This window comes from Arsukibacterium sp., from assembly GCF_018402695.1.
Taxonomy (GTDB): domain Bacteria; phylum Pseudomonadota; class Gammaproteobacteria; order Enterobacterales; family Alteromonadaceae; genus Alishewanella.
The window spans coordinates 69,153-88,325 of sequence record NZ_JAGYIM010000013.1; the positions used below are offsets into that span (position 1 = coordinate 69,153).

A 19,173-nucleotide genomic window follows, 5' to 3' on the forward strand; every position below is an offset into this window, starting at 1 on the left:
GATGGATAATCTGCTGCATGCATTTGCTCTGGCCCTGCGCAATATTAAACGCGCGCCGGTGCCCTATATGTTAACCGTATTAATTTTAAGCCTGGGTTTGGGTATGTTTTTCTCAAATGCTACGCTGTACTACTGGCTTAATCATGATCCACTGCCACATAAGAGCCAGACGCTGTTTTATCCGCAAATAAATGCCACCCTGCAACCTTGTGATAGCTGTACCGAGCCACTGCGGGCACTGAGCTATCAGGATGTGCAAAAACTTAGCAGCAGTGGCATTCCAAGTGCTCAGGCAGCCATGTTTCAGTCGGCCGGCTATGCCCGTTTGCCCGAAAATACTCAGCAAAGTCCAACTCCGGTAGCGTTACGGATCACCCAACGGGACTTTTTTACGCTGTTTGACGTGCCTTTTTTACATGGTGACCGCTGGGCAGATAACAGTGCCAGGCGCGAGCTGATTTTAAGTAAAGCCAGTGCTGAACGATTTTTTGGCCGGACAAATGTGGTCGGCGAAGCCCTGCAACTTGGTAACGAACTGTACACCATAACCGGTGTGCTGGATACCTGGACCATGCTGCCAAGGCTGTATGACGTCGCTAATGGTTTAAACAGCGCCCAGTCAGCTGATATTTATCTGCCATGGGAAACAGCCTATGATTTAGGAATTAAGTCAAATACCACAACCATGTCGCGAGACAGCCGCAATTACAGTGAAAATTTTGCCGTTAATGGCCGCGAAGGTGATTTTTTCCAGGCACAGTTCTGGGTGCAACTTGATACAGCTGACCAGGTCAGCGCCTACCAGCAGTTTATGCAACAACTGGTGCAGAGCGAAAAAGAAGCCGGCCGTCACCCCAGACCTGAGGGTAATCGTTTGACTAATATTCTCGATATTACCGAACACTTTAATGCCCGCAACCGCCAATTAGATGCTTTCGCGCTGGTGTCACTGTTATTTTTACTGGTGTGTTTATTTAACGCCAGCCACTTATCGCTAAATCGCTATCTGGCCAGCCAGTATGAGTTTGGCCTGCGCCGGGCACTTGGCGCCAGTCGCGGCCGGTTGCAGCAACTTATCCTGGCCGACGTTACTGTTAACGCCTTTATTGCCTTGCTGCTTTCACTGACAGTAGCGATGGTCGCCATGGCGTTGATTAACCATTTATTACCGGCAACCCGAAACCTTACCAGCTGGAGCCCGGCAATGCTGGTGGCCATGGCCGCCACCGCACTTGCCGCCAGTTACATCGTCAGCCTGTACCCAGCAATCCGTGCTTCATTCGGCAGCTTAAACCGCCAGCTTAAATAACAGGAAACTATCATGAGCCTGACACTACTGTTTAAATCTTTGCTGCAACGAAAAGTGATTACCACCCTGTTGCTGATTCAACTGACCCTGACACTTGCCTTGGTGAGCAACAGCATATTACTCAGCCAGCAAGCTTACACCTTAAGTAATCAGCCTACCGGCCTGCAACTGGAAACAACATTGGCAATAGAACTGAAACCCACGGATGAGAACCTGATAGTGCATCCGGCACTTGGTGAACTTATAGAGCGCCAGTTAGCAGAATTGCGCAAAATAAACGGAGTCCGTTATGCCGCATTCACTAACCAGACACCATTAATGTTTGGCGGTATGAATGGTGATGTCTTTGTACCGGACCAGCCTGACACCAGCAGCATAGATGCGGTACCCTATAATTATGCGGAAGCCGAATTGTTTGATGCTTTACAAATGACCCTGCTGCATGGCCGCTGGTTATCTGCTGAAGATAAAAATACCGATAATATAGTACTGACAGAAAAACTCGCAATCCGGTTATTCGGGCATAGTCACCTTGCGTTAGGCCAGCAGATATCAGCAGGCACAGTGGTGGGTGTCGTTGCAGATATGATGTACCAACGTTTTGCCAGTGATCAGTATTATGGCCTGTTCTTTAACCGCGACTTAAGCCGTGCCGACTATGGTTATCGTTTAATCCTGCAAGTAGAATCTCAGGCGGTTGACGCTGTACGGCAACAGATTAACGGCAGTCTGCGCCAGGTTGAGCCGGAAATTGATATCCAGCAGGTCGTCAGTCTGCGCCAGCTGCACCGCGATGTCTTTGAGCAGGAGCGCGGCCTGGCTATTTTGTTGTCGGTACTAAGTGGTCTGATGTTATTAGTTGCGATGATTTCAGCCTACAGCCATGCGTTATTCCATGGCGTGCAACAACAGAACGAAATTGGCATAAAACGGGCGCTAGGCGCCAGCAAGCGGCGTATTTTACTGGAGGTACTTAGTGAAAGCTGGCTGACCACCGGCATAGGCGCCACATTGGGATTATTGGCCAGCTATTTGCTGCAGCAGCAACTGGCCAGCGTTATTTCCTTACCAGCACTGCCGTTATGGTTACCGATTGCAGGCGCACTGGTGCTACTATTTTGTGTCACTGCGGCAACATGGTATCCTGCGGCCATTGCTACCCGGGTATCGCCGGCCACTGCCACTAAAGCGTTATAAACTATGCTGAAATTATTAGTTATCGATGATAATCAGCCTATCTGTCAGGCCCTGCAAACGCTGTTTGCGCTGCAGGGTTATCAGGTACATTGCGCCAGCACGCCAGACCAGGCCTGGCAATTGCTGGCCAGCCAAGATATTGACTTAATTCTGCAGGATATGAATTTCAGCGCCGGGCAAATGCATGGCGATCAGGGCAAGGCGCTGTTTTATCAGTTACGTCAGCAATACCCCGATTTGCCAATCGTATTAATGACCGCCTGGACCCAGCTGGATATGGTAGTAGAGTTGGTAAAAGCTGGTGCAACCGACTATATCGCCAAGCCATGGGATGATCAGCGGCTACTATTGACGGTAACTAACGCTCTGAAGTTAAAACAACTTGCCAGCCAACAACAACGTACTGAGCGCGAACGTCTGGCTGCCTTTGCCGGTAAAGATTTATGTAATATGGTGTTTGCCAGCAGTGAAATGCAGCAATTGTTGCAAATGACACTGCAATTGGCGCCGGCCAGTGCTGCGGTATTAATTACCGGCCCCAATGGCGCTGGCAAAGAAGGCATTGCCAATGTGCTGCATGCCAACTCACCACGTTACAACAAGCCCTTTATTAAAGTGAATATGGGCGCCCTGCCAGCAGAGTTAATCGAAGCCGAACTGTTTGGCGCTGAAGCCGGTGCCTATAGTGGCGCTCAGAAAACCCGCATTGGCCGCTTTGAAGCAGCAGACGGCGGCAGCCTGTTTCTGGATGAAATTGGCAATTTATCGCCGGCAGGCCAGGCCAAATTGTTACGGGTGTTACAAACCGGCGAATTTGAACGCTTAGGTTCCAGCCAAACCCGTAAAACCGATGTCCGGCTGATCAGCGCGACCAACAGTGATTTAACCGCAGCAATAAGCCGGGGCGAATTCCGGCAGGACTTATATTACCGGATAAACGTGGTGCAATTACAGCTGCCGGCACTGCGCGAACGACCTGACGATATTCCGGTGCTGGCCCGCTACTTTCTGGCAGGCAAAAAAACCTTAAGTAAAGCTGCCGAGCAACGGTTACTCAGTTATTCCTGGCCTGGCAACGTGCGTGAACTGCAAAATGTCTGTCAGCGGGCGCTATTGTTAAGTGCCGATGTGGAAATTCAAGCTAGTGAACTGGGGCTGCCTGATACGGGGTCGCCTGCTAAACGCTCACTGGAAGATATCGACCGGCCGCAATTAGAACAAGCATTGTTGCAAGCCGGCGGTGTCGTGTCGCGGGCGGCAAAACAATTAGGCATCAGCCGCCAGGCCTTATATCGGCGTATGGAGTTTTATGGCATCGCCACGCCCTGAGCCGGCAGCTGCCGCGATGCGGCAACGCTTTACGGTGCGGTTGAGTAGCCGCAGCCGGCTGGCGTTACTCTGTCTGACACTAACGGTTCTCAGCCTGGCCGGGCTGGTGCACTTTAACCTGCTCAGTTTAGGCTCAGGCATTAGCGTTGCTGCTGGCGGTGTGGGGTTGTGGTTGCTGATTAACTGGACACTCAAGCCTCTGTATCAGGAAATTCTGGCGCTTAATCTGCATGCCCAGAACTTACAGGACGGCAGCTTTAATACCAATGCAAATCAGCTGAACATTAACGAACTGAGCACGCTGGCCGAGAGTTTACATGCAATGTCAGCACAGTTACGCGCAGAACGTGCCAGTTTGTATCAGCGGGAACTGCTGCTCGATACTGTGCTGCAAAGCAGCCCTAGTGCGCTTGTTCTGACAAACCACGCTGACACTGTCCTGATGTGTAACCCGGCTGCCTGCCAGTTGCTAAATAACAATAAAAAATTTACTGGCAGTAAATTGTCCGCTCTGACTGATATTGCTGCCCCGCTGCAGCAGGCACTGCAGCACCAGCAACAAGGTTTAATCCGGCTGGACAATACCGGCCAGGCGGTATGGCATTTATCGGTAAGCCAGTTTCAGTTAAATCAGCAGCAACATTGGCTTTATCTGCTGAAACCGCTTAGCCGGGAGATCCAACGGGAAGAGCTGAACGCCTGGAAAAAACTGCTACGGGTCATTGGCCATGAACTGAATAACACCCTGGCCCCGCTATCATCATTGGCCTTTTCTGGACGCCAAATGGCTGCCCAGCTGCAGCAACACGAATTAAGCCGACTGTTTGATACCATAAGTGAACGCAGCCTGCATTTAAATCAGTTTGTGCAGGCTTACATTAATTTTGCTAAATTACCGCCCCCGCAGCTGAGCGTCGTTAACTGGCCGCGCCTGATTAACCAGTTACAGGATCACTTTGAGTTTGAATTACTGGGTGACTTACCCAAACGTGACTGGCAGGCCGATCCGCAGCAACTTGCGCAACTATTGCTGAACGTGCTGAAAAATGCCCATGAAAGCGGCTCGGCCATAGAGCATATCAGTTTATGCTGTATTGAATTTGGCAATGAATTACAGTTGCAGGTTTCCGACGGCGGTGGGGGTATCGCCGCCGATGTACTGCAACAGGCACTGGTGCCCTTTTACAGTAGCAAACCTCAGGGTTCTGGTATTGGCCTGACCCTCTGCCGTGACATTGCTGAAGCGCATGGGGGCAGTCTCAGTCTATACAACATAAGCCGGCAAATTGCTGATAGCAGGATCTGCGGCCTGCAGGTAACCGTTACCTTGCCAGCCCGTTGATTCGGCAAGTTACTCCCACATCAGCCCGACATTGGCTTCCTGGGCTTTGTGCAGTAATTTCAGCAGTGGCTCAGCCCTGACCTTGAGGCTTACCTGCTCGGGTTTGTCTTCATCCTCGTGGTCATTCTTTTTTGTTGTAGTCTGCTCCGCTTCAGGTGCTTCATCTTCAGCCATTTTGGCTAATGCCTGCTGTAACCTGGCTAACGCTTCTGGCACATCATCCGCAAACATAGCGCTTGGCAGTTTGGTATCCCGGCCCATCATTTTCAGTAATTGCAGCCCGACATTGGTGTGGTAATCGACATTTCTGCCCGCTTTGCTTTTAAAGGTAACCATAGTATTGCTCCATTAATAGTATTGTCCCAGTATTTGCTGCTACTCTGACAGCAAGCATAACCTACTTTGCAGTATTATTATGACAACCAGCAATAACGCTTGTTATATTCTGGCGATTGACCAGGGCACTACGTCCAGCCGGGCCGTTATTTTTGACCAGCGGATGCAGCAGATAGCCAGTGCGCAGCAAGAGCTGTCAATAGTCTATCCTAAGCCTGGCTGGGTCGAGCAGGACCCTGAGCAAATCTGGCAAAGCGTGTTAAATTGTATTGCCCAGGCGGTTAGCCGCGCCGGCCTCAGCATCAGCAATATCGCCGCTATTGCCATCAGCAACCAGCGAGAAACCACTATTCTGTGGGAAAAAGGCAGCGGTAAACCCATCGCCAATGCCATTGTCTGGCAAGACCGGCGTACTGCAGCGTTTTGCCGGCAATTACAACAACAGGGTGCAGAAGCAACAATAAACCAGAAAACCGGACTACGGGCCGACCCGTATTTTTCAGCCAGTAAAATAGGCTGGCTACTGGACAATATTCCGGACGCACGTGCCAATGCCAACGCCGGAAAGCTGTGTTTTGGTAACGTTGACAGTTATATTTTATGGCGGCTGACCGCTGGCAAGGTGCATGCTACCGATGCCAGTAACGCCAGCCGCACTGCGCTGTTCAATCTTAACAGCCTGACCTGGGACCCGGAACTGCTACAACTATTTAATATTCCGGCAAACCTGCTGCCCGCAGTAAAAGACAGTGCCGGCTTGTTTGGCACCAGCACGGTAGACGTTCTGGGTGCAACGATACCCATCATGGCGATATTGGGTGATCAACAGGCGGCACTGCTGGGCCAGGCCTGTATCAGCCCAGGTATGTTAAAAAGCACCTATGGCACTGGCTGCTTTGCGGTGGTTAATACCGGCGATCAGATTATCCGCAGCAACAACCAGCTGTTATCTACCCTGGCCTGGCAACTTAATGGTAAAGCCACTTACGCGCTGGAAGGCAGTATTTTTATGGCCGGTGCCACCGTGCAGTGGCTGCGCGATAAACTGGGCATTATAAGTCAGGCCAGTGACACTGAAGCGCTGGCCAGCCAGAGCAGCTACCAGCAAACTGAATTGTTAATCCCGGCTTTTACTGGCATGGGGGCGCCCTACTGGCAGCCGGAGGCAAAAGCCGCGCTGTTTGGTATGACCCGGGACACCGGCAAAGCGCAGTTGGCCGCTGCTGCCCTGTGCGCCGTGGCTTACCAGAGTGCTGACTTACTAGATGCGATGCGCCAGGATGGTATTGCGGTCGCACAGCTACGGGTAGATGGTGGCATGACCAACAATGGCTGGTTTTTGCAGGCGCTGGCCGATTTATGTCAGCAACCGGTGCAGCGCTGCAATACCACCGATGCTACTGTCTACGGTGCAGGCTTTTTAGCCGCAGTCAGCCTGGGGTATTACCCCGATATTTCAGCTATCAGCGCGTTGTGGCAAGCAGACCAGCAACACAAACCACAAATAAGCAGTGCAGAGCAAACAACATTATATCAACGCTGGCAAACAGCAGTTGCTGCCCTACTGAAGCAGCAGCTATAGTAGTAGTGCCTAAACAATAATTATCGCAGAGGTAGCAAAATGGCAAAGGTACTAATCACCGGGTTTGAGCCCTTTGCCGGCGAATCCGTTAATCCATCCTGGCAGGTAGCCAGTGCGCTGCAGGGTTGGCAGCTTGATGATGAGGTTGAGGTTACGGCAGTAAAACTACCCTGCGTTTTTAAACAAAGCCTGCTTACTGTGGAGCAAGCTGTTAATCAACTTAAGCCGGTGGTCGTGATTATGCTCGGTCAGGCAGCGGGCTGCAGCCAGCTGATGCTGGAAAAAATCGCCAGCAATTTTATTGATGCCAATATTGCCGATAACGCAGGCCAGCAACCGCGTAACTGCCTGACCGCATCACACGGTCCTGCCGCCTACTTTAGCAATCTCCCCCTCAACGCCATGTTACAGGCTTTGCATCTGCAAAATATTCCGGCCCAGTTGTCGTTATCTGCCGGTAGTTTTGTCTGTAACCACAGCTTTTATGGCCTGATGCACCTGATTAAAAACCAGTATGTCAGCATGAGGGGTGGTTTTATCCATTTGCCTTACCTGCCTGAACAGGTACTGCTCAAGCCTGGCAGCCCGAGTATGGAACTTGCAACTCAGATAACCGCGCTGAAAATTTGCATAGAGGTCAGTTTGCAGCAACAAGCAGATCAGCTGATGGCCTAATCGATTTCTCAGGTTATTGAGTTTGCTATGAAAATATTTTTTTAGCATTTAACGCTTGCATAAATTTTAAGCATTCCTTATGATGCGCGGATTCGAAAGGCAAGTCATCTGAAAAGGTGATCACGCAAAGCTTCAGGTCTAACGGGGAAACCCCATGATAGCTGGGCTGCCGTCGCACATTGCGATGTTTTATTCTGTTTCGTCCAGAGTTAAACGCATGACCTTTCGTGTACCGCAACCCCGGTTGCTAACAATGATCGTGAACTGACTCAATTCGGAGCTTGAATATGAAAACCAAAATTATCGCTTTAGCCGCTGTTATCGCTGCCACCTCTTTTGTAAGCACTCCTGTTGCCGCCAACGATCAATTAGCCCTGTCTATTTGCTCTTACGTTGCCGCCGACAGTCGGAATAACCTGCGTAAAGTATTAAGCGACAATCGTCTGCGTTTATCTGCTGTTTACAGTGGTGTGGTGTGCGACGGTTTACCATTAGTGCGTCATGCCATTAAGCACAATGCCAATGAAACTGCCGAGTTTATGTTAAAGCAGTTACCTGGTAGTGTGGTTGCTGCCTCAGGTGATGTTGAGTGGGCGCAAAGCAACGGTTTTGGTGAGTCACCGGTAATTAATGCTATTAGAGATCGTAGCGCCAGCTAAACCAGCTAATTGCTAAAAGTTTCAATGAAGGCGCCCTCTCCGGCGCCTTTATTATTTCCGGCTCAGGCTTTTATGCCAAAGCAATGTTGTTTCACATGCTCGGCAATACCCACCCCTGCCTCTGACATGGTTAAATAGGTTTGGTCAGCGCCTGCAGCAATAATGTCCCGCGCTTCGTCATTATGCATACTGTGCGAGACAATAAAGCCCTGAAAACCCGATGCCCGTAACTTTTTCGCGGCGATCACCTTGGCTTCCACATCGTTCATACTCAGAATAACTGCCTCTACCTTGCCGTAGTCCAGCCCCTGCCAGAACACCTGATCTTCAGCATCGGCATAGAATATATTAATACCCTGGCGCTGATGATCACTGACCTTAGCAGGATCCGAGTCCATCGCAATAATCTTGCGGCTGGCTTTTAAGTAGTTATAGGCTGCCGTACCGGTGCGCCCCATGCCCATTATCAATACGTCAGCATCTCCTAACGATACCGGTTGCTCATCCGGGTGGTGAATATTGCGCTCAAACTTCAGCAGCCGGTTACATAAGCGGTCGTACAACGGGTGCGCTAAACGATTTAACGGCGCCGAGATCACAAAGGATATCGCCACCGTTAACGCCAGCGGCACCAGCCATTCTGGCAACACTACGCTGGCGACAATCAGACCAAACTCACTGTAATTTGTTAAGCTAAGGCTGGCCAGAAAGGCACTGCGGGCCCGCAATTTAAACAGCACCAGCAATAAGAAAAACAGCAGGGCTTTCAGTGGCAGAAGAAGGGTCATTACCCCCGCGAATAACCAGGCATTGGCATCCGGCAGGCCATCTATACCAATTTGTAAAAAGAACCCAACCAGAAAAAACTCTTTAATGCTCCACAACGACTTGGATAGCTCACCGGCCCGCGGATGCTTCGCCAGCATGGCGCCAAAGACCAGCGCACCGAGCTCTGAGCTTAGCCCGACCAGCTCAAAACCCTGCCCCCCCACTACCAGGGCTAACATTAATCCAAACAATATCAATAGATCTTCATGGCCACTGGCATCCAACAGCTTATAAAGCATCGGCCGCAGTAACGGTAAGCCAAATACCAGCAAGGCCCAGGCCGATGGCACAGTACCACTGGCGACACTCATTACCAGCAGCGCCAGTAAATCCTGGACAATCAGAATGCCTATTGCCACCCGGCCATGAAACGCCCGCAGTTCCCGTTTACTTTCCAGCACCTTGGCTGCCAGTACGGTACTGGAAAACGCCAAGGCAATTGCCAGCATCAGCGCCTGATACCAACTGACCTCAAAAATCAACAATACCGCCGGCAGGGTTAACAGGATAGATAAACCAAAGTGTAAAGTACCGCCACCCAGCACCTCAGCCTTGGCCAGACTACGGACATTCAGCTTTAACCCCACCGTAAACAACAGTAGCAACACGCCCAAATGCGCCACATGATGAATAATAGACGGCCCCTCCGCCGGCAGGCTCATTTCACTGGCAGTAGCTGATATCACAAACCCCGCCAGCAGGTAGCCGATTAATGGCGGTAAACCAATTAGCCTCACCAGCAAACCCAGTGAAAAGGCAAATCCTATCCAAACAGCTTCAAGCATTGGTTGTCCTTGTTGTTCTTAATGGGTAGAGAGTAACTGAAACTAAATATGTTGTATTAATGTGGATCATCAATATCGGCCCGGCCCAGCGCGGCTGTATCATCTTTGCGCCTACCAAACAGACTGCCACCATTGGCCCGTTGCAGCCATTCATTATAAGTACGATGTACCCCACGACGTAACGCCGACGACGAGCTTTCCAGAATACCAATACCTACCAGTACCAGCACCACCAGTATCGATAACTTAATGGCCACTAAATCCTGACCGATGCCAATACAAACCCCAATTGAGGCCAGCACCCAGATGGTGGCGGCAGATGTGACGCCAAGTACCATGCCGTCGCGGCTTAACATCACCCCGGCGCCCAGAAAACCAACCCCGGTAATCACCTGGCCAATGATCCGCGACGGATCGGTCATTTCTGAATTAACCGACATCGAGGCGGCAATAAACACATAGGTCCCCATCACAATCAGGATAGAGGTGCGGATCCCGGCGGGCTTGCCCCGCAATTGTCGCTCCAGGCCAATAATAAAGCCGCAGGCCAGTGCCGTTAACAGCTCCTGCCAGCCCAGCGGATCAATTGCCACCATACTTTGCCAATCCGGCATAATGCTCCCCTGAATAATATTGCGCTATGCTAAGCGCGCTGCGGCTTTGGCAGCCTGCCACTCGGCCTGGGTAATGGCCGTAGTAGGCCCGGTGTCACTACCACCCTGCTCTGCTTGTAACTTACGTTTAGCAAGCTTTTGTAATATAGCGTAATTTTCGGCTTCTGACCGCTTATTCCAGTCAACAATTTCGGTAATGTGGCGATAACAGCCAACACACATCTTTTCACTGTTTAAACGGCAGCATGCCACACAGGGTGATTCAGGCATAATTTTGTCGGCTCCTTGGGCACTTTGGTCGTATTGTTAATCGCTCACACTTAACATTGCAGACACTTTGTGCCAATCTGACTTACTTTTGAAAACGTTCAAAATGCTAACTATAACTAAAACCGCCACGGGAACCTACCAATGACCACATTTAAACCCTGTTTGCTGGCACTGGCCATCGCCGGCTTTACCTTGCAGGCAGAAGATAAAAAGCCAAGCTGGGATGTAAACGCCCCGCAGGGCCAGTTTGAAACTGTTGATATTAATGTGCAGCAAGGCAGCTGGATGAATATTACCGTCAGCCCAGACGGTAAAACCCTGGCCTTTGATTTATTGGGTGATATTTACACTATGCCGGTTAGTGGTGGCAAAGCCACGGCCCTGACTAATGATATTGCCTGGAATATGCAACCGGTATTCAGCCCCGATGGTAAAACCATTGCTTTTACCAGTGATCGCGATGGTGGTGACAACATCTGGTTGATGAATGCTGATGGTAGTGAACCCCGCGCGGTGACCAACGAAACCTTCCGCTTACTCAATAGCCCGGCCTGGAGCCCGGATGGCCAATTTATTGTTGCCCGCAAGCACTTTACGGCCAGCCGATCCCTGGGCGCCGGTGAAGTGTGGCAGTATCATATTAGTGGCGGCAACGGCGTTATGTTAACCGAACGGCCAAATGATCAGAAAGATTTAGGCGAGCCGGCTTTTTCCAAAGACGGCAAGTACATTTACTTCTCGCAGGACGATACCCCGGGTAAAACCTTCCATTACAGCAAAGACTCAGAAGCCGGCATTTATGTTATTAAACGCTTTGAGCGGGAAACCGGTAAAATTGACGAGCTGATTGGGGGTGCCGGTGGCGCCATCCGGCCAACACCGTCACCAGACGGTAAATATCTGGCCTATATTCGCCGGGTCGACTTCCAAAGCACACTGTTTTTATATGATTTAAGCAGTGGCGAACATATTAAACTGTATGATGGCCTGGACCGCGACATGCAGGAAACCTGGGCTATCCATGGCGTCTACCCTACCCTGAGCTGGACCCCGGACAATAAGTCTTTGCTGTTCTGGGCCGGCGGTGAAATTAAGCGGTTAACTATCGCCAGCAAACAGGTAGCAACAGTACCGTTTGAGGTAAACGCCAGTAAAGAAATTCAAACTGCGCTGCGGGTAACGCAGGACCTGGACAAAACCGACGTTGACGTGAAAATGCTGCGCTTTGTCAAAGTGTCACCCAATGGCAAACAAGCGGTATTTACTGCGCTGGGCCACTTATATATTACCGATTTAGCCGATCCGAAACCGCGCAGGCTAACCAAGCAAACCACCGATTTTGAGTTTTACCCTGAGTTTTCCCGCGACGGTAAACAACTGGTTTATGTCAGCTGGAACGACCAAAGCCAGGGCGCGGTCAATCTGTTAAACCTGCGAAACGGCCGGATAACCAAGCTGACCAACGAGCCGGGTAAATACATTGAGCCGACCTTAAGCCCCGATGGCAAAACCGTGGTGTACCGGAAAATCGGTGCCGGGCGCATTTTGCCACGGCAGTGGTCATTAAATACCGGCCTGTATAAAATCAGCAGCCGCGGTGGCGACAGCGAGCTGCTGGCCCGCAATGGCCGCGCCCCCATGTTTGGTGCCAGCAATGATAAAGTGTATGCCATGGACTATGGCAGCTCGCCAAGCTTTATCAGCATCGATTTAACCAAGCAAACCCAGCAAACTTTATATACCGCCAAGTTTGGTACTGAGTTCAAACTCTCCCCGGACGGTAAATACCTGGCGTTTGCTGACCGCTTTAAAGTGTTTGTCACGCCCTTTATTGAGCGCGGCCGGGCGATTGATATCAGCGGCAACGATAAACAGTTACCGGTAAAACAGTTATCTGTGCGCGCCGGTGAGTATATCAGCTGGAGTGGCGACAGCCGTAACCTGTACTGGACCTTAGGCCCCGAGTTGTATCATGCCAGCATTAATGGTTTGTTTGAGCACAGTGCAGACAGCGAAGCTTTTAAGGCTGAAAACGGTATCAACCTTGGCTTTAAATTCCAGGCTGATATCCCGCGTGGCGTGGTTGCCTTTGTTGGTGGCCGGGTACTTAGCATGAAAGGTGACGAAGTCATTGAAAATGGCGTGGTTGTGGTTGAAAACAATAAAATTGTTGCTGTCGGCAGCCGTGCCGATGTGGCAGTACCCAGTAATGCTAAGGTGTTTGATATCACTGGTAAAACCATTATGCCGGGGTTATTTGATGCCCATGCGCATGGCAGCCAGGGCAATCAGCAAATTACCCCGCAGCAAAACTGGCAGAACTACGCCGGTTTAACCTTTGGCGTTACCAGTATTCACGACCCGTCAAATGATACCCGGGAAATATTCGCTGCCAGTGAAATGCAGCAGGCTGGCAAAATTGTCGGGCCGCGGATCTTCTCTACCGGTACCATTTTATACGGGGCTGAGGGCGCCGGTTATACTTCGCATATCGACAGTCTGGACGATGCTAAATTCCACCTGGAGCGCTTGCAGAAAGTCGGCGCCTTTAGTGTCAAAAGCTACAATCAGCCACGGCGCAACCAGCGTCAGCAGGTTATTCAGGCTGCCCGCGAGCTGGGTATGATGGTAGTACCGGAAGGTGGCTCGCTTATGCAGCATAACTTATCGATGATAGTCGATGGCCACACCACCATTGAACATGCCCTGCCAGCGGCAAAAGTATATGACGATATTAAGCAGTTATGGCAAGCCAGCGGCACCGCTTACACCCCTACCCTTAACGTAGCTTATGGCGGTATTTGGGGCGAGAACTACTGGTACGATAAAACCGAAGTGTGGAAACACCCCCGGCTTAGCAAATATGTACCGATGGACGTGCTAGCGCCGCGCAGTATGCGCCGCCCTACGGCACCCGAGCACCACTACAACCATTTTGAAGTGGTTAAAACGGCCAAAGAGTTACAGAACGTCGGGGTGACTGCCAATATCGGTGCCCATGGCCAGCGTGAAGGCTTAGGTGCCCACTGGGAGATTTGGATGTTTGCCCAGGGCGGCATGAGCCCGCTGGAAGCGCTGAAAACCGCCACCATTAACCCGGCTAAAACCTTTGGCATGGATCATCAGTTAGGCACGATTGAACCCGGCAAACTGGCTGATTTAATTGTTATCGACGGGAACCCGCTTGCAGATATCCGGGTCAGTGACAAGGTTATTTACACCATGGTCAATGGCCGGCTGTTTGATGCCGAAAGTATGAATGAAATTGGCCTGCGCGAACGTCAGCGCCAGCCTTTTGAGTTTGAACCCAAGTAACCGTTTTTAACCACAATAAAAAGCCTCTGCCACCGCAGGGGCTTTTTTTTAGTTTAATTCAGACTTCCCGCGCCCTACCCAGCAGATTGATTAAACAAACAGTAAACGTCTATGCGTTTTCTACCCGCAACTCGCGGGTTTTAATCCTGTTCATTACCGCAACAAAAATTGCTACAACAATAAAATGCTTGCTTTACATTCGGGTACAAGAATAGACTCAGACAACTATAAAAACGCAGAGGAAGTCCCGCCTGCAACTTGCGGGTACAGATCCTTTGGATAAGCTGTTAGGTTGTTATGGGTACTGAAATTCTTATATTTTTAATACCGATCCCTTTTGTATTTTGGCTTCGTAACATATGGCAGTTGACTAAAATTCAGACAAGAACTAAGGCTGCGTTTAACTTACTTTTTGGGTTGTTATTCATAGGTTACTTTTGTTTGCCATATGAAAGTTATCAGAATTTTATGCAAGGTTTAATTCTTGGCGGGTTACTATATATACCTTTCTATGTTGTAGTTTCGTGGCTGCTAGAAATGATATTGGAAAAATACAATCAGCACAGCGGGACATAACCTGGGTATTGCACCTGACAAGCTGAGTCAGTTGGTATTTTACTCGCTGGCCTGTGGCCAAAACACTCGCAAAGTTCCATGCCTGAGGCGTTATACGCAATGAGGATTTATGAGTAAAAGGACGTTTCTAGTTTGTTGTGACTACGGAACTGGTGGCATATGGTTTTTGGTAGATGCTGAATCGAAAAAACAGATTGACACCTTGCATCCTAAATTTTGTGCCTTTGAAACTACACCAGACTGGTTGTCCGAGAGTGATAAAACTGAGTATTGTCTGATGGCTGAGAAAGCTGGTCATCATTGGGACATAGATAATACAGAATGGGTAAGAAAGTTTAAATGAACGCATGTGCGTTTAACAAACGGCAGGTCGTTTACTATGTGCCACATTATAAAATTAGCGATAATTACATTTTTTTTGGTAGGTTGCTCGTCATTAGGAGGTTTTGTTGAATCGAGAGCTCCGGACGAAAAATTTATTGATATCACAGGTGGTGTCGACAGAAGCTTTTCATACAAATTCAAGGTTGAATATCGAACAACCACTGAGTTAAATCAGTGTACAACCTACCATCTGGCATTAGGAAAACGTATTGCTCAGCAGTTCGAATTTGACTACTACCCTGATATAAAAGGATCGACATATTCAGTTCGATTACCGTTACAAGAATTAGAACCGAATACATTTTGTAATTGGAAACCAGTAATGGCCTTTTTGTGTGTAAATTCAGCTGGCAAAGAACCAACATCTTGTACAAGTATCTTTTCATTTAGAGGGGTGCAAGACATAAGCTCCGTTACAACAATAGAATGCACCAAGAGTAATTTTTGCTCAGACAGTGAAAATAATATTGGAAGTGGCGCTATAAATGATTTTAACAGGACATATCAAGTTGATATTGTTGCCAAATAAACCTAACAAATTAAATCATCGGAAAACGCTATATATTTTTGAGAATATAGATATGTCTAAATGCATAATAATAGTCACTTTATTGATATTAATTGGGTGTACTAAAACCGCGCTGGTTGAAGAAAACACAGATATTCATGACCCTTATAGAATAATGAATACTATCCCCGAAGATCTCCAAATCGCTGTAGCAAAGGCTGAAATGTTTGGTGCAGAAATTTACATGCAGGATATTGCAGCTTGGGTTGTCACTGATTTTTTATCTGATAATGGCGTTCTAGGGCGAGATAAACGACTTCGTGGCTGGGTAACCGAACATGCCGATAAAGAAATGACTAGCGGTAGAATGATTGTGACTTTCGTAGGTGACATTGAGGGCGAATTTAAAGGCTTATATCAAGTAGCAACCCAATCAGGTAGGGTTCTTGAAAAAACGTACCAGGCTCATCTTGAGGGATTTGAACTCACTCCTAGCCAGCTATTCATGTTTAAAGCAAGGCAAACTGCGTTAAAAAGCGAATTTAAACCATGCGCGGATAAGTATAATACCGCCGTTATAAAATTTAATGACGAGGAAAACAATTACAACATCGTTTATCTCTTGGCGGGGTCAGTCAAACATGGAGAAGTTATGGCTGGAGGCAACTACAGATTAATTATTAATGAGTCTGGAGAAGAAATTTTGGAGAATACCCCCCTTTCGAAATCGTGTATTGTTTTGCAAAAGACAGAAGGAGTAGCAGCGTTAACTTTAAGTCATATCGTTGAACCTACACCAAACGCTGTTCATGTCTTTCTCAGTTTGTTGCACCAAGTCCCAATTTACATATTAACAACAGAAAATAAAATCACATGGAAAGTTGATGGCAACAAAATCAGTATTATTAAAATTTGAGATTAAATAGCTTATCAAAGCAATCCACCCGACAAGCGGGTGATTGCAGCGTTATATGTCTTAAGGAGTAGGCAATATGAGCCCTTTGAAGAAAGCAAAGAGTAACATGAAGCGGAGTATTTCGACTAAGACTGGCATACCAACAACAAAGTCTGGCCGCAAGAGGAAAGCGGATTCTCTGGTAAGTCGGGGGGCCGTCATATTAGTATTGGTTATCGTCGCTGTATACTTTATGAGTGGCACTAGTGCATAAGCCTAAGCTCAGTAGCCTGCAATGCCTACCATTTAACAAACAGCATCAGTCCGACAGCTGGTACTATGCGTTATGTGCCCAAGGAAATAAATGACTGAGTTAACTAAAAAAGTGGAAACAGACGCACTAAAGTCCGGCTTTCCTTCAGAGCTAGTAAGCGAGTCAATTTTTCGGAAACGAAACTGGAATTTTTCGGGAAATACGTACTTTATTGACCAAGATGAAAACAAAGGCCGTGAAATTGATGCAAGTGCTTACAAAATGATTGGAGGAAGTAAAACCAAGCCTGAAATTTTCTGTTGGACCATGCTGTCAGTTGAAATCAAAAAATCAGTAAAACCTTGGGTTATATTTACATCAGAAAGAGCAAGATTTTTTGAAAAGGGTTTTACATGTATATTAAGTCACACAAACAAAGCGCCACAAAAATTCTCAGATGGGATTTTTGACAAGTATCATCCTTGCTACCAACTTCCTCGTTTAGGTAGAACCAGTCAAGTCGCTTTTAGCCACGATACAGCAACTATTTTTGGTTCTTTTATTAGCTCAGCTAAAGCTACCCTTGAGTCATACCGTCAAGCCGAAAAACATAGAGAAATATACAGTGACACGTCAACAGACATTGTAATGTATGAACCATTAGTTGTCGTGGATGGCCCATTATTTGAGTGTTACCTAAACGAAAATCAAGAAATCATGACAGAGCAGGTTAATTTACTTCAATATGCGCTTCATTATGCATCACCAAATTATAAAGCTAATACGTACATGGTTAACGTCGTAACCTTGAAGCATTTAGATAAATACTTAGCGCAAAACGAGCAAATGCTGCAACAAATGCACAATAAGATAGCTAGTACACGCGGCACATAACAAACGCATTGACCATTCGCTGCGCTCACTGGGGACAAAATACTTAGGCTCCCTCGCTTTGCTCGGTGTTATAGCCTACGTATTTTTGCCCGTTATGCGGGCTAACTTATAGCCAATAGCATCGACTGCGCTGCGTCAATATAAGCATTAACATCATCGCCAGCGCCTTTAACTTTCAGCCGGTGAGCATACGCCAGCCGGGCACTCATTACAAACCAGAACAGCGCGCTGATAAAACCAACAAAGCGCCACACGGTTGTTTTTGCCCACTTCAGCGCCAGGGTAATAGACAGCACATAAAGCACAAAGCCAGCCAGTTTAGACGACGCCCAGCCATTAACAAACGGATACAGCTGCAACGGATTCACCATCACCAGATAAATGGCGGTAACAATAAACAAGGTATATAAAATATGCGGGCCAATTTTCAGCAGTTTGTTGTTAACCTTGTCAGAGCCCTTAAGCGTTAAGGCAAAGTTAATTAGAAAAAACACCAACGTCAGCGCAATTATGGTCAGATGGGTATGTTTTATTATCATGTACATGGCGTATTTCCCTGAGTTTATTATTTTCGCCCGCCAATATAACGCTTTATCTCTGGTTTGACGATGTTAACGCGATAAACGTTTTGCAGCCCCTACTCCGCCAACGACGCTGCAATCACTGTGTAAACTGCCAGTGGACAGTTCTGAGTTTTTTATCAACAACTCGCGGGCTTTAAACCCGCATTTTACGGCAACAAAAATTGCTACAACAATAAAATGCTTGATTTACATTCAGGTACAAGAATAGACTCGGGTAACTATAAAAACTCAAAGGATATTCAGACCGCAACTTGCGGGTGCAGAGCCTTTGAATAAGCTGTTATATTTCTTGAGAGTTCATGAGTACAACTGATTGAAGAGCATTAAAACAAGCGAAGTGCCGATAATGTTTACATTCCTATTTCAATCTGACCGGTCGGCAAGGGGTGGGTTCAGGTACGTTCATGAAAGGACAAACCCAGTAGAATGCTCAATGAAGGAAACCGATGACGGCAAAGTGTTACTGCGCATAACAAAAGTAATCGCCGATAACAAAGCCGCAATTGATCACGAGCAACGCGAGTTAGAAACGGATTTAAAGAAGTATGGTGGCGTGTTCGTAAGTAAGAAGTACCACTTAGTCGCAAAAGGCGACAAAGTTGAGAGAAAGAAAATTTCATTCATCTCAAAGTTATTAACATGGATGACCCGACCAGGCGATGCAAGAAATTATGTTCTTAGAAAAATGCCACTATATTCAATAATTTTTACCTTGGTTTTGGTCTTTATTTTGTCAGTAGTTTATGAAATATAACAAGCTGCTTAATTTCGTTCCAGCCACGAAAAACGTGGCCTCCACTGGACTGCCTACGCTACGCTGCGGCAGCCAATTAGCAAA

18 protein-coding genes and 1 riboswitch are annotated in these 19,173 nt (G+C 48.0%); of the genes, 13 read left to right on the forward strand and 5 right to left on the reverse strand.

What is annotated here, in order from left to right:
* The first annotated feature begins 1 nt into the window (after nucleotide 1).
* The 4 genes from KG631_RS06930 to KG631_RS06945 are packed head-to-tail and all read left to right on the forward strand — an operon-like array spanning nucleotide 2 to nucleotide 5,177.
* On the forward strand, nucleotides 2-1,309 hold the full coding sequence (locus KG631_RS06930) for an ABC transporter permease (protein WP_213997186.1): 1,308 nt from the start codon (nucleotides 2-4) through the stop codon (nucleotides 1,307-1,309).
* A 12-nt stretch (nucleotides 1,310-1,321) separates the two neighbouring features.
* Nucleotides 1,322-2,506 (forward strand): FtsX-like permease family protein, encoded by a 1,185-nt coding sequence (locus KG631_RS06935; RefSeq protein WP_213997189.1) that lies wholly within the window; start codon nucleotides 1,322-1,324, stop codon nucleotides 2,504-2,506.
* Between the two features lie 3 nt (nucleotides 2,507-2,509).
* Nucleotides 2,510-3,835 carry a sigma-54 dependent transcriptional regulator gene (locus KG631_RS06940; protein ID WP_213997191.1) on the forward strand — a complete coding sequence of 442 codons (1,326 nt, stop codon included), beginning with the start codon at nucleotides 2,510-2,512 and terminating at the stop codon, nucleotides 3,833-3,835.
* Entirely contained in the window at nucleotides 3,816-5,177 is a 1,362-nt protein-coding gene (locus KG631_RS06945) for an ATP-binding protein (protein WP_301003667.1), read from the forward strand. Before KG631_RS06940 ends, KG631_RS06945 begins: the two co-directional genes overlap by 20 nt.
* Nucleotides 5,178-5,186: 9 nt before the next feature.
* Here the strand turns inward: KG631_RS06945 and KG631_RS06950 are convergent, their stop codons facing one another.
* Entirely contained in the window at nucleotides 5,187-5,513 is a 327-nt protein-coding gene (locus KG631_RS06950; RefSeq protein WP_213997194.1) for a DUF1840 domain-containing protein, read from the reverse strand.
* A 79-nt stretch (nucleotides 5,514-5,592) separates the two neighbouring features.
* Here KG631_RS06950 and glpK point away from each other — a divergent pair, with 79 nt between their 5' ends.
* The 3 genes from glpK to KG631_RS06965 all read left to right on the forward strand — a co-directional run bounded on the left by glpK (nucleotide 5,593) and on the right by KG631_RS06965 (nucleotide 8,429).
* A complete protein-coding gene (gene glpK, locus KG631_RS06955) occupies nucleotides 5,593-7,095 on the forward strand; it encodes a glycerol kinase GlpK (protein ID WP_213997197.1) in 1,503 nt (500 codons plus the stop codon).
* 39 nt (nucleotides 7,096-7,134) lie between these two features.
* The gene (gene pcp, locus KG631_RS06960) at nucleotides 7,135-7,770 is read left to right on the forward strand and encodes a pyroglutamyl-peptidase I (RefSeq protein ID WP_213997199.1); all 636 of its coding nucleotides are present in this window, start codon (nucleotides 7,135-7,137) and stop codon (nucleotides 7,768-7,770) included.
* An 88-nt stretch (nucleotides 7,771-7,858) separates the two neighbouring features.
* Nucleotides 7,859-7,944, forward strand: a riboswitch (cyclic di-GMP riboswitch).
* Between the two features lie 113 nt (nucleotides 7,945-8,057).
* Nucleotides 8,058-8,429, forward strand: a complete 372-nt coding sequence (locus KG631_RS06965) for a DUF3718 domain-containing protein (protein WP_213997208.1) — start codon at nucleotides 8,058-8,060, stop codon at nucleotides 8,427-8,429.
* A 62-nt stretch (nucleotides 8,430-8,491) separates the two neighbouring features.
* Here the strand turns inward: KG631_RS06965 and KG631_RS06970 are convergent, their stop codons facing one another.
* Genes KG631_RS06970 through KG631_RS06980 form a run of 3 tightly spaced genes read right to left on the reverse strand, consistent with a single transcriptional unit; the run spans nucleotide 8,492 to nucleotide 10,926 of the window.
* Complete coding sequence (locus KG631_RS06970; protein ID WP_213997211.1) at nucleotides 8,492-10,042, reverse strand: cation:proton antiporter; 1,551 nt, start codon at nucleotides 10,040-10,042, stop codon at nucleotides 8,492-8,494.
* A gap of 56 nt (nucleotides 10,043-10,098) precedes the next feature.
* On the reverse strand, nucleotides 10,099-10,656 hold the full coding sequence (locus KG631_RS06975) for an MgtC/SapB family protein (protein WP_213997212.1): 558 nt from the start codon (nucleotides 10,654-10,656) through the stop codon (nucleotides 10,099-10,101).
* Nucleotides 10,657-10,680: 24 nt separating this feature from the next.
* Nucleotides 10,681-10,926 (reverse strand): DUF1289 domain-containing protein, encoded by a 246-nt coding sequence (locus tag KG631_RS06980; protein WP_213997216.1) that lies wholly within the window; start codon nucleotides 10,924-10,926, stop codon nucleotides 10,681-10,683.
* 141 nt (nucleotides 10,927-11,067) lie between these two features.
* Between KG631_RS06980 and KG631_RS06985 the strand changes: the two genes are divergently transcribed.
* The 5 genes from KG631_RS06985 to KG631_RS07005 all read left to right on the forward strand — a co-directional run bounded on the left by KG631_RS06985 (nucleotide 11,068) and on the right by KG631_RS07005 (nucleotide 17,751).
* Complete coding sequence (locus tag KG631_RS06985) at nucleotides 11,068-14,241, forward strand: amidohydrolase family protein (protein WP_213997219.1); 3,174 nt, start codon at nucleotides 11,068-11,070, stop codon at nucleotides 14,239-14,241.
* A gap of 685 nt (nucleotides 14,242-14,926) precedes the next feature.
* The gene (locus tag KG631_RS06990) at nucleotides 14,927-15,160 is read left to right on the forward strand and encodes a hypothetical protein (protein WP_213997221.1); all 234 of its coding nucleotides are present in this window, start codon (nucleotides 14,927-14,929) and stop codon (nucleotides 15,158-15,160) included.
* Nucleotides 15,161-15,196: 36 nt separating this feature from the next.
* Nucleotides 15,197-15,730, forward strand: a complete 534-nt coding sequence (locus KG631_RS06995) for a hypothetical protein (RefSeq protein ID WP_213997224.1) — start codon at nucleotides 15,197-15,199, stop codon at nucleotides 15,728-15,730.
* A complete protein-coding gene (locus KG631_RS07000) occupies nucleotides 15,687-16,625 on the forward strand; it encodes a hypothetical protein (protein ID WP_213997226.1) in 939 nt (312 codons plus the stop codon). The genes KG631_RS06995 and KG631_RS07000 overlap by 44 nt, the downstream gene beginning before the upstream one ends.
* Nucleotides 16,626-16,968: 343 nt before the next feature.
* Entirely contained in the window at nucleotides 16,969-17,751 is a 783-nt protein-coding gene (locus tag KG631_RS07005) for a hypothetical protein (RefSeq protein ID WP_213997229.1), read from the forward strand.
* Between the two features lie 101 nt (nucleotides 17,752-17,852).
* Here the strand turns inward: KG631_RS07005 and KG631_RS07010 are convergent, their stop codons facing one another.
* Nucleotides 17,853-18,296, reverse strand: a complete 444-nt coding sequence (locus tag KG631_RS07010) for a SirB2 family protein (protein ID WP_213997233.1) — start codon at nucleotides 18,294-18,296, stop codon at nucleotides 17,853-17,855.
* A gap of 472 nt (nucleotides 18,297-18,768) precedes the next feature.
* Between KG631_RS07010 and KG631_RS07015 the strand changes: the two genes are divergently transcribed.
* Nucleotides 18,769-19,089 (forward strand): hypothetical protein, encoded by a 321-nt coding sequence (locus KG631_RS07015; protein WP_213997236.1) that lies wholly within the window; start codon nucleotides 18,769-18,771, stop codon nucleotides 19,087-19,089.
* Nucleotides 19,090-19,173 lie beyond the last annotated feature (84 nt).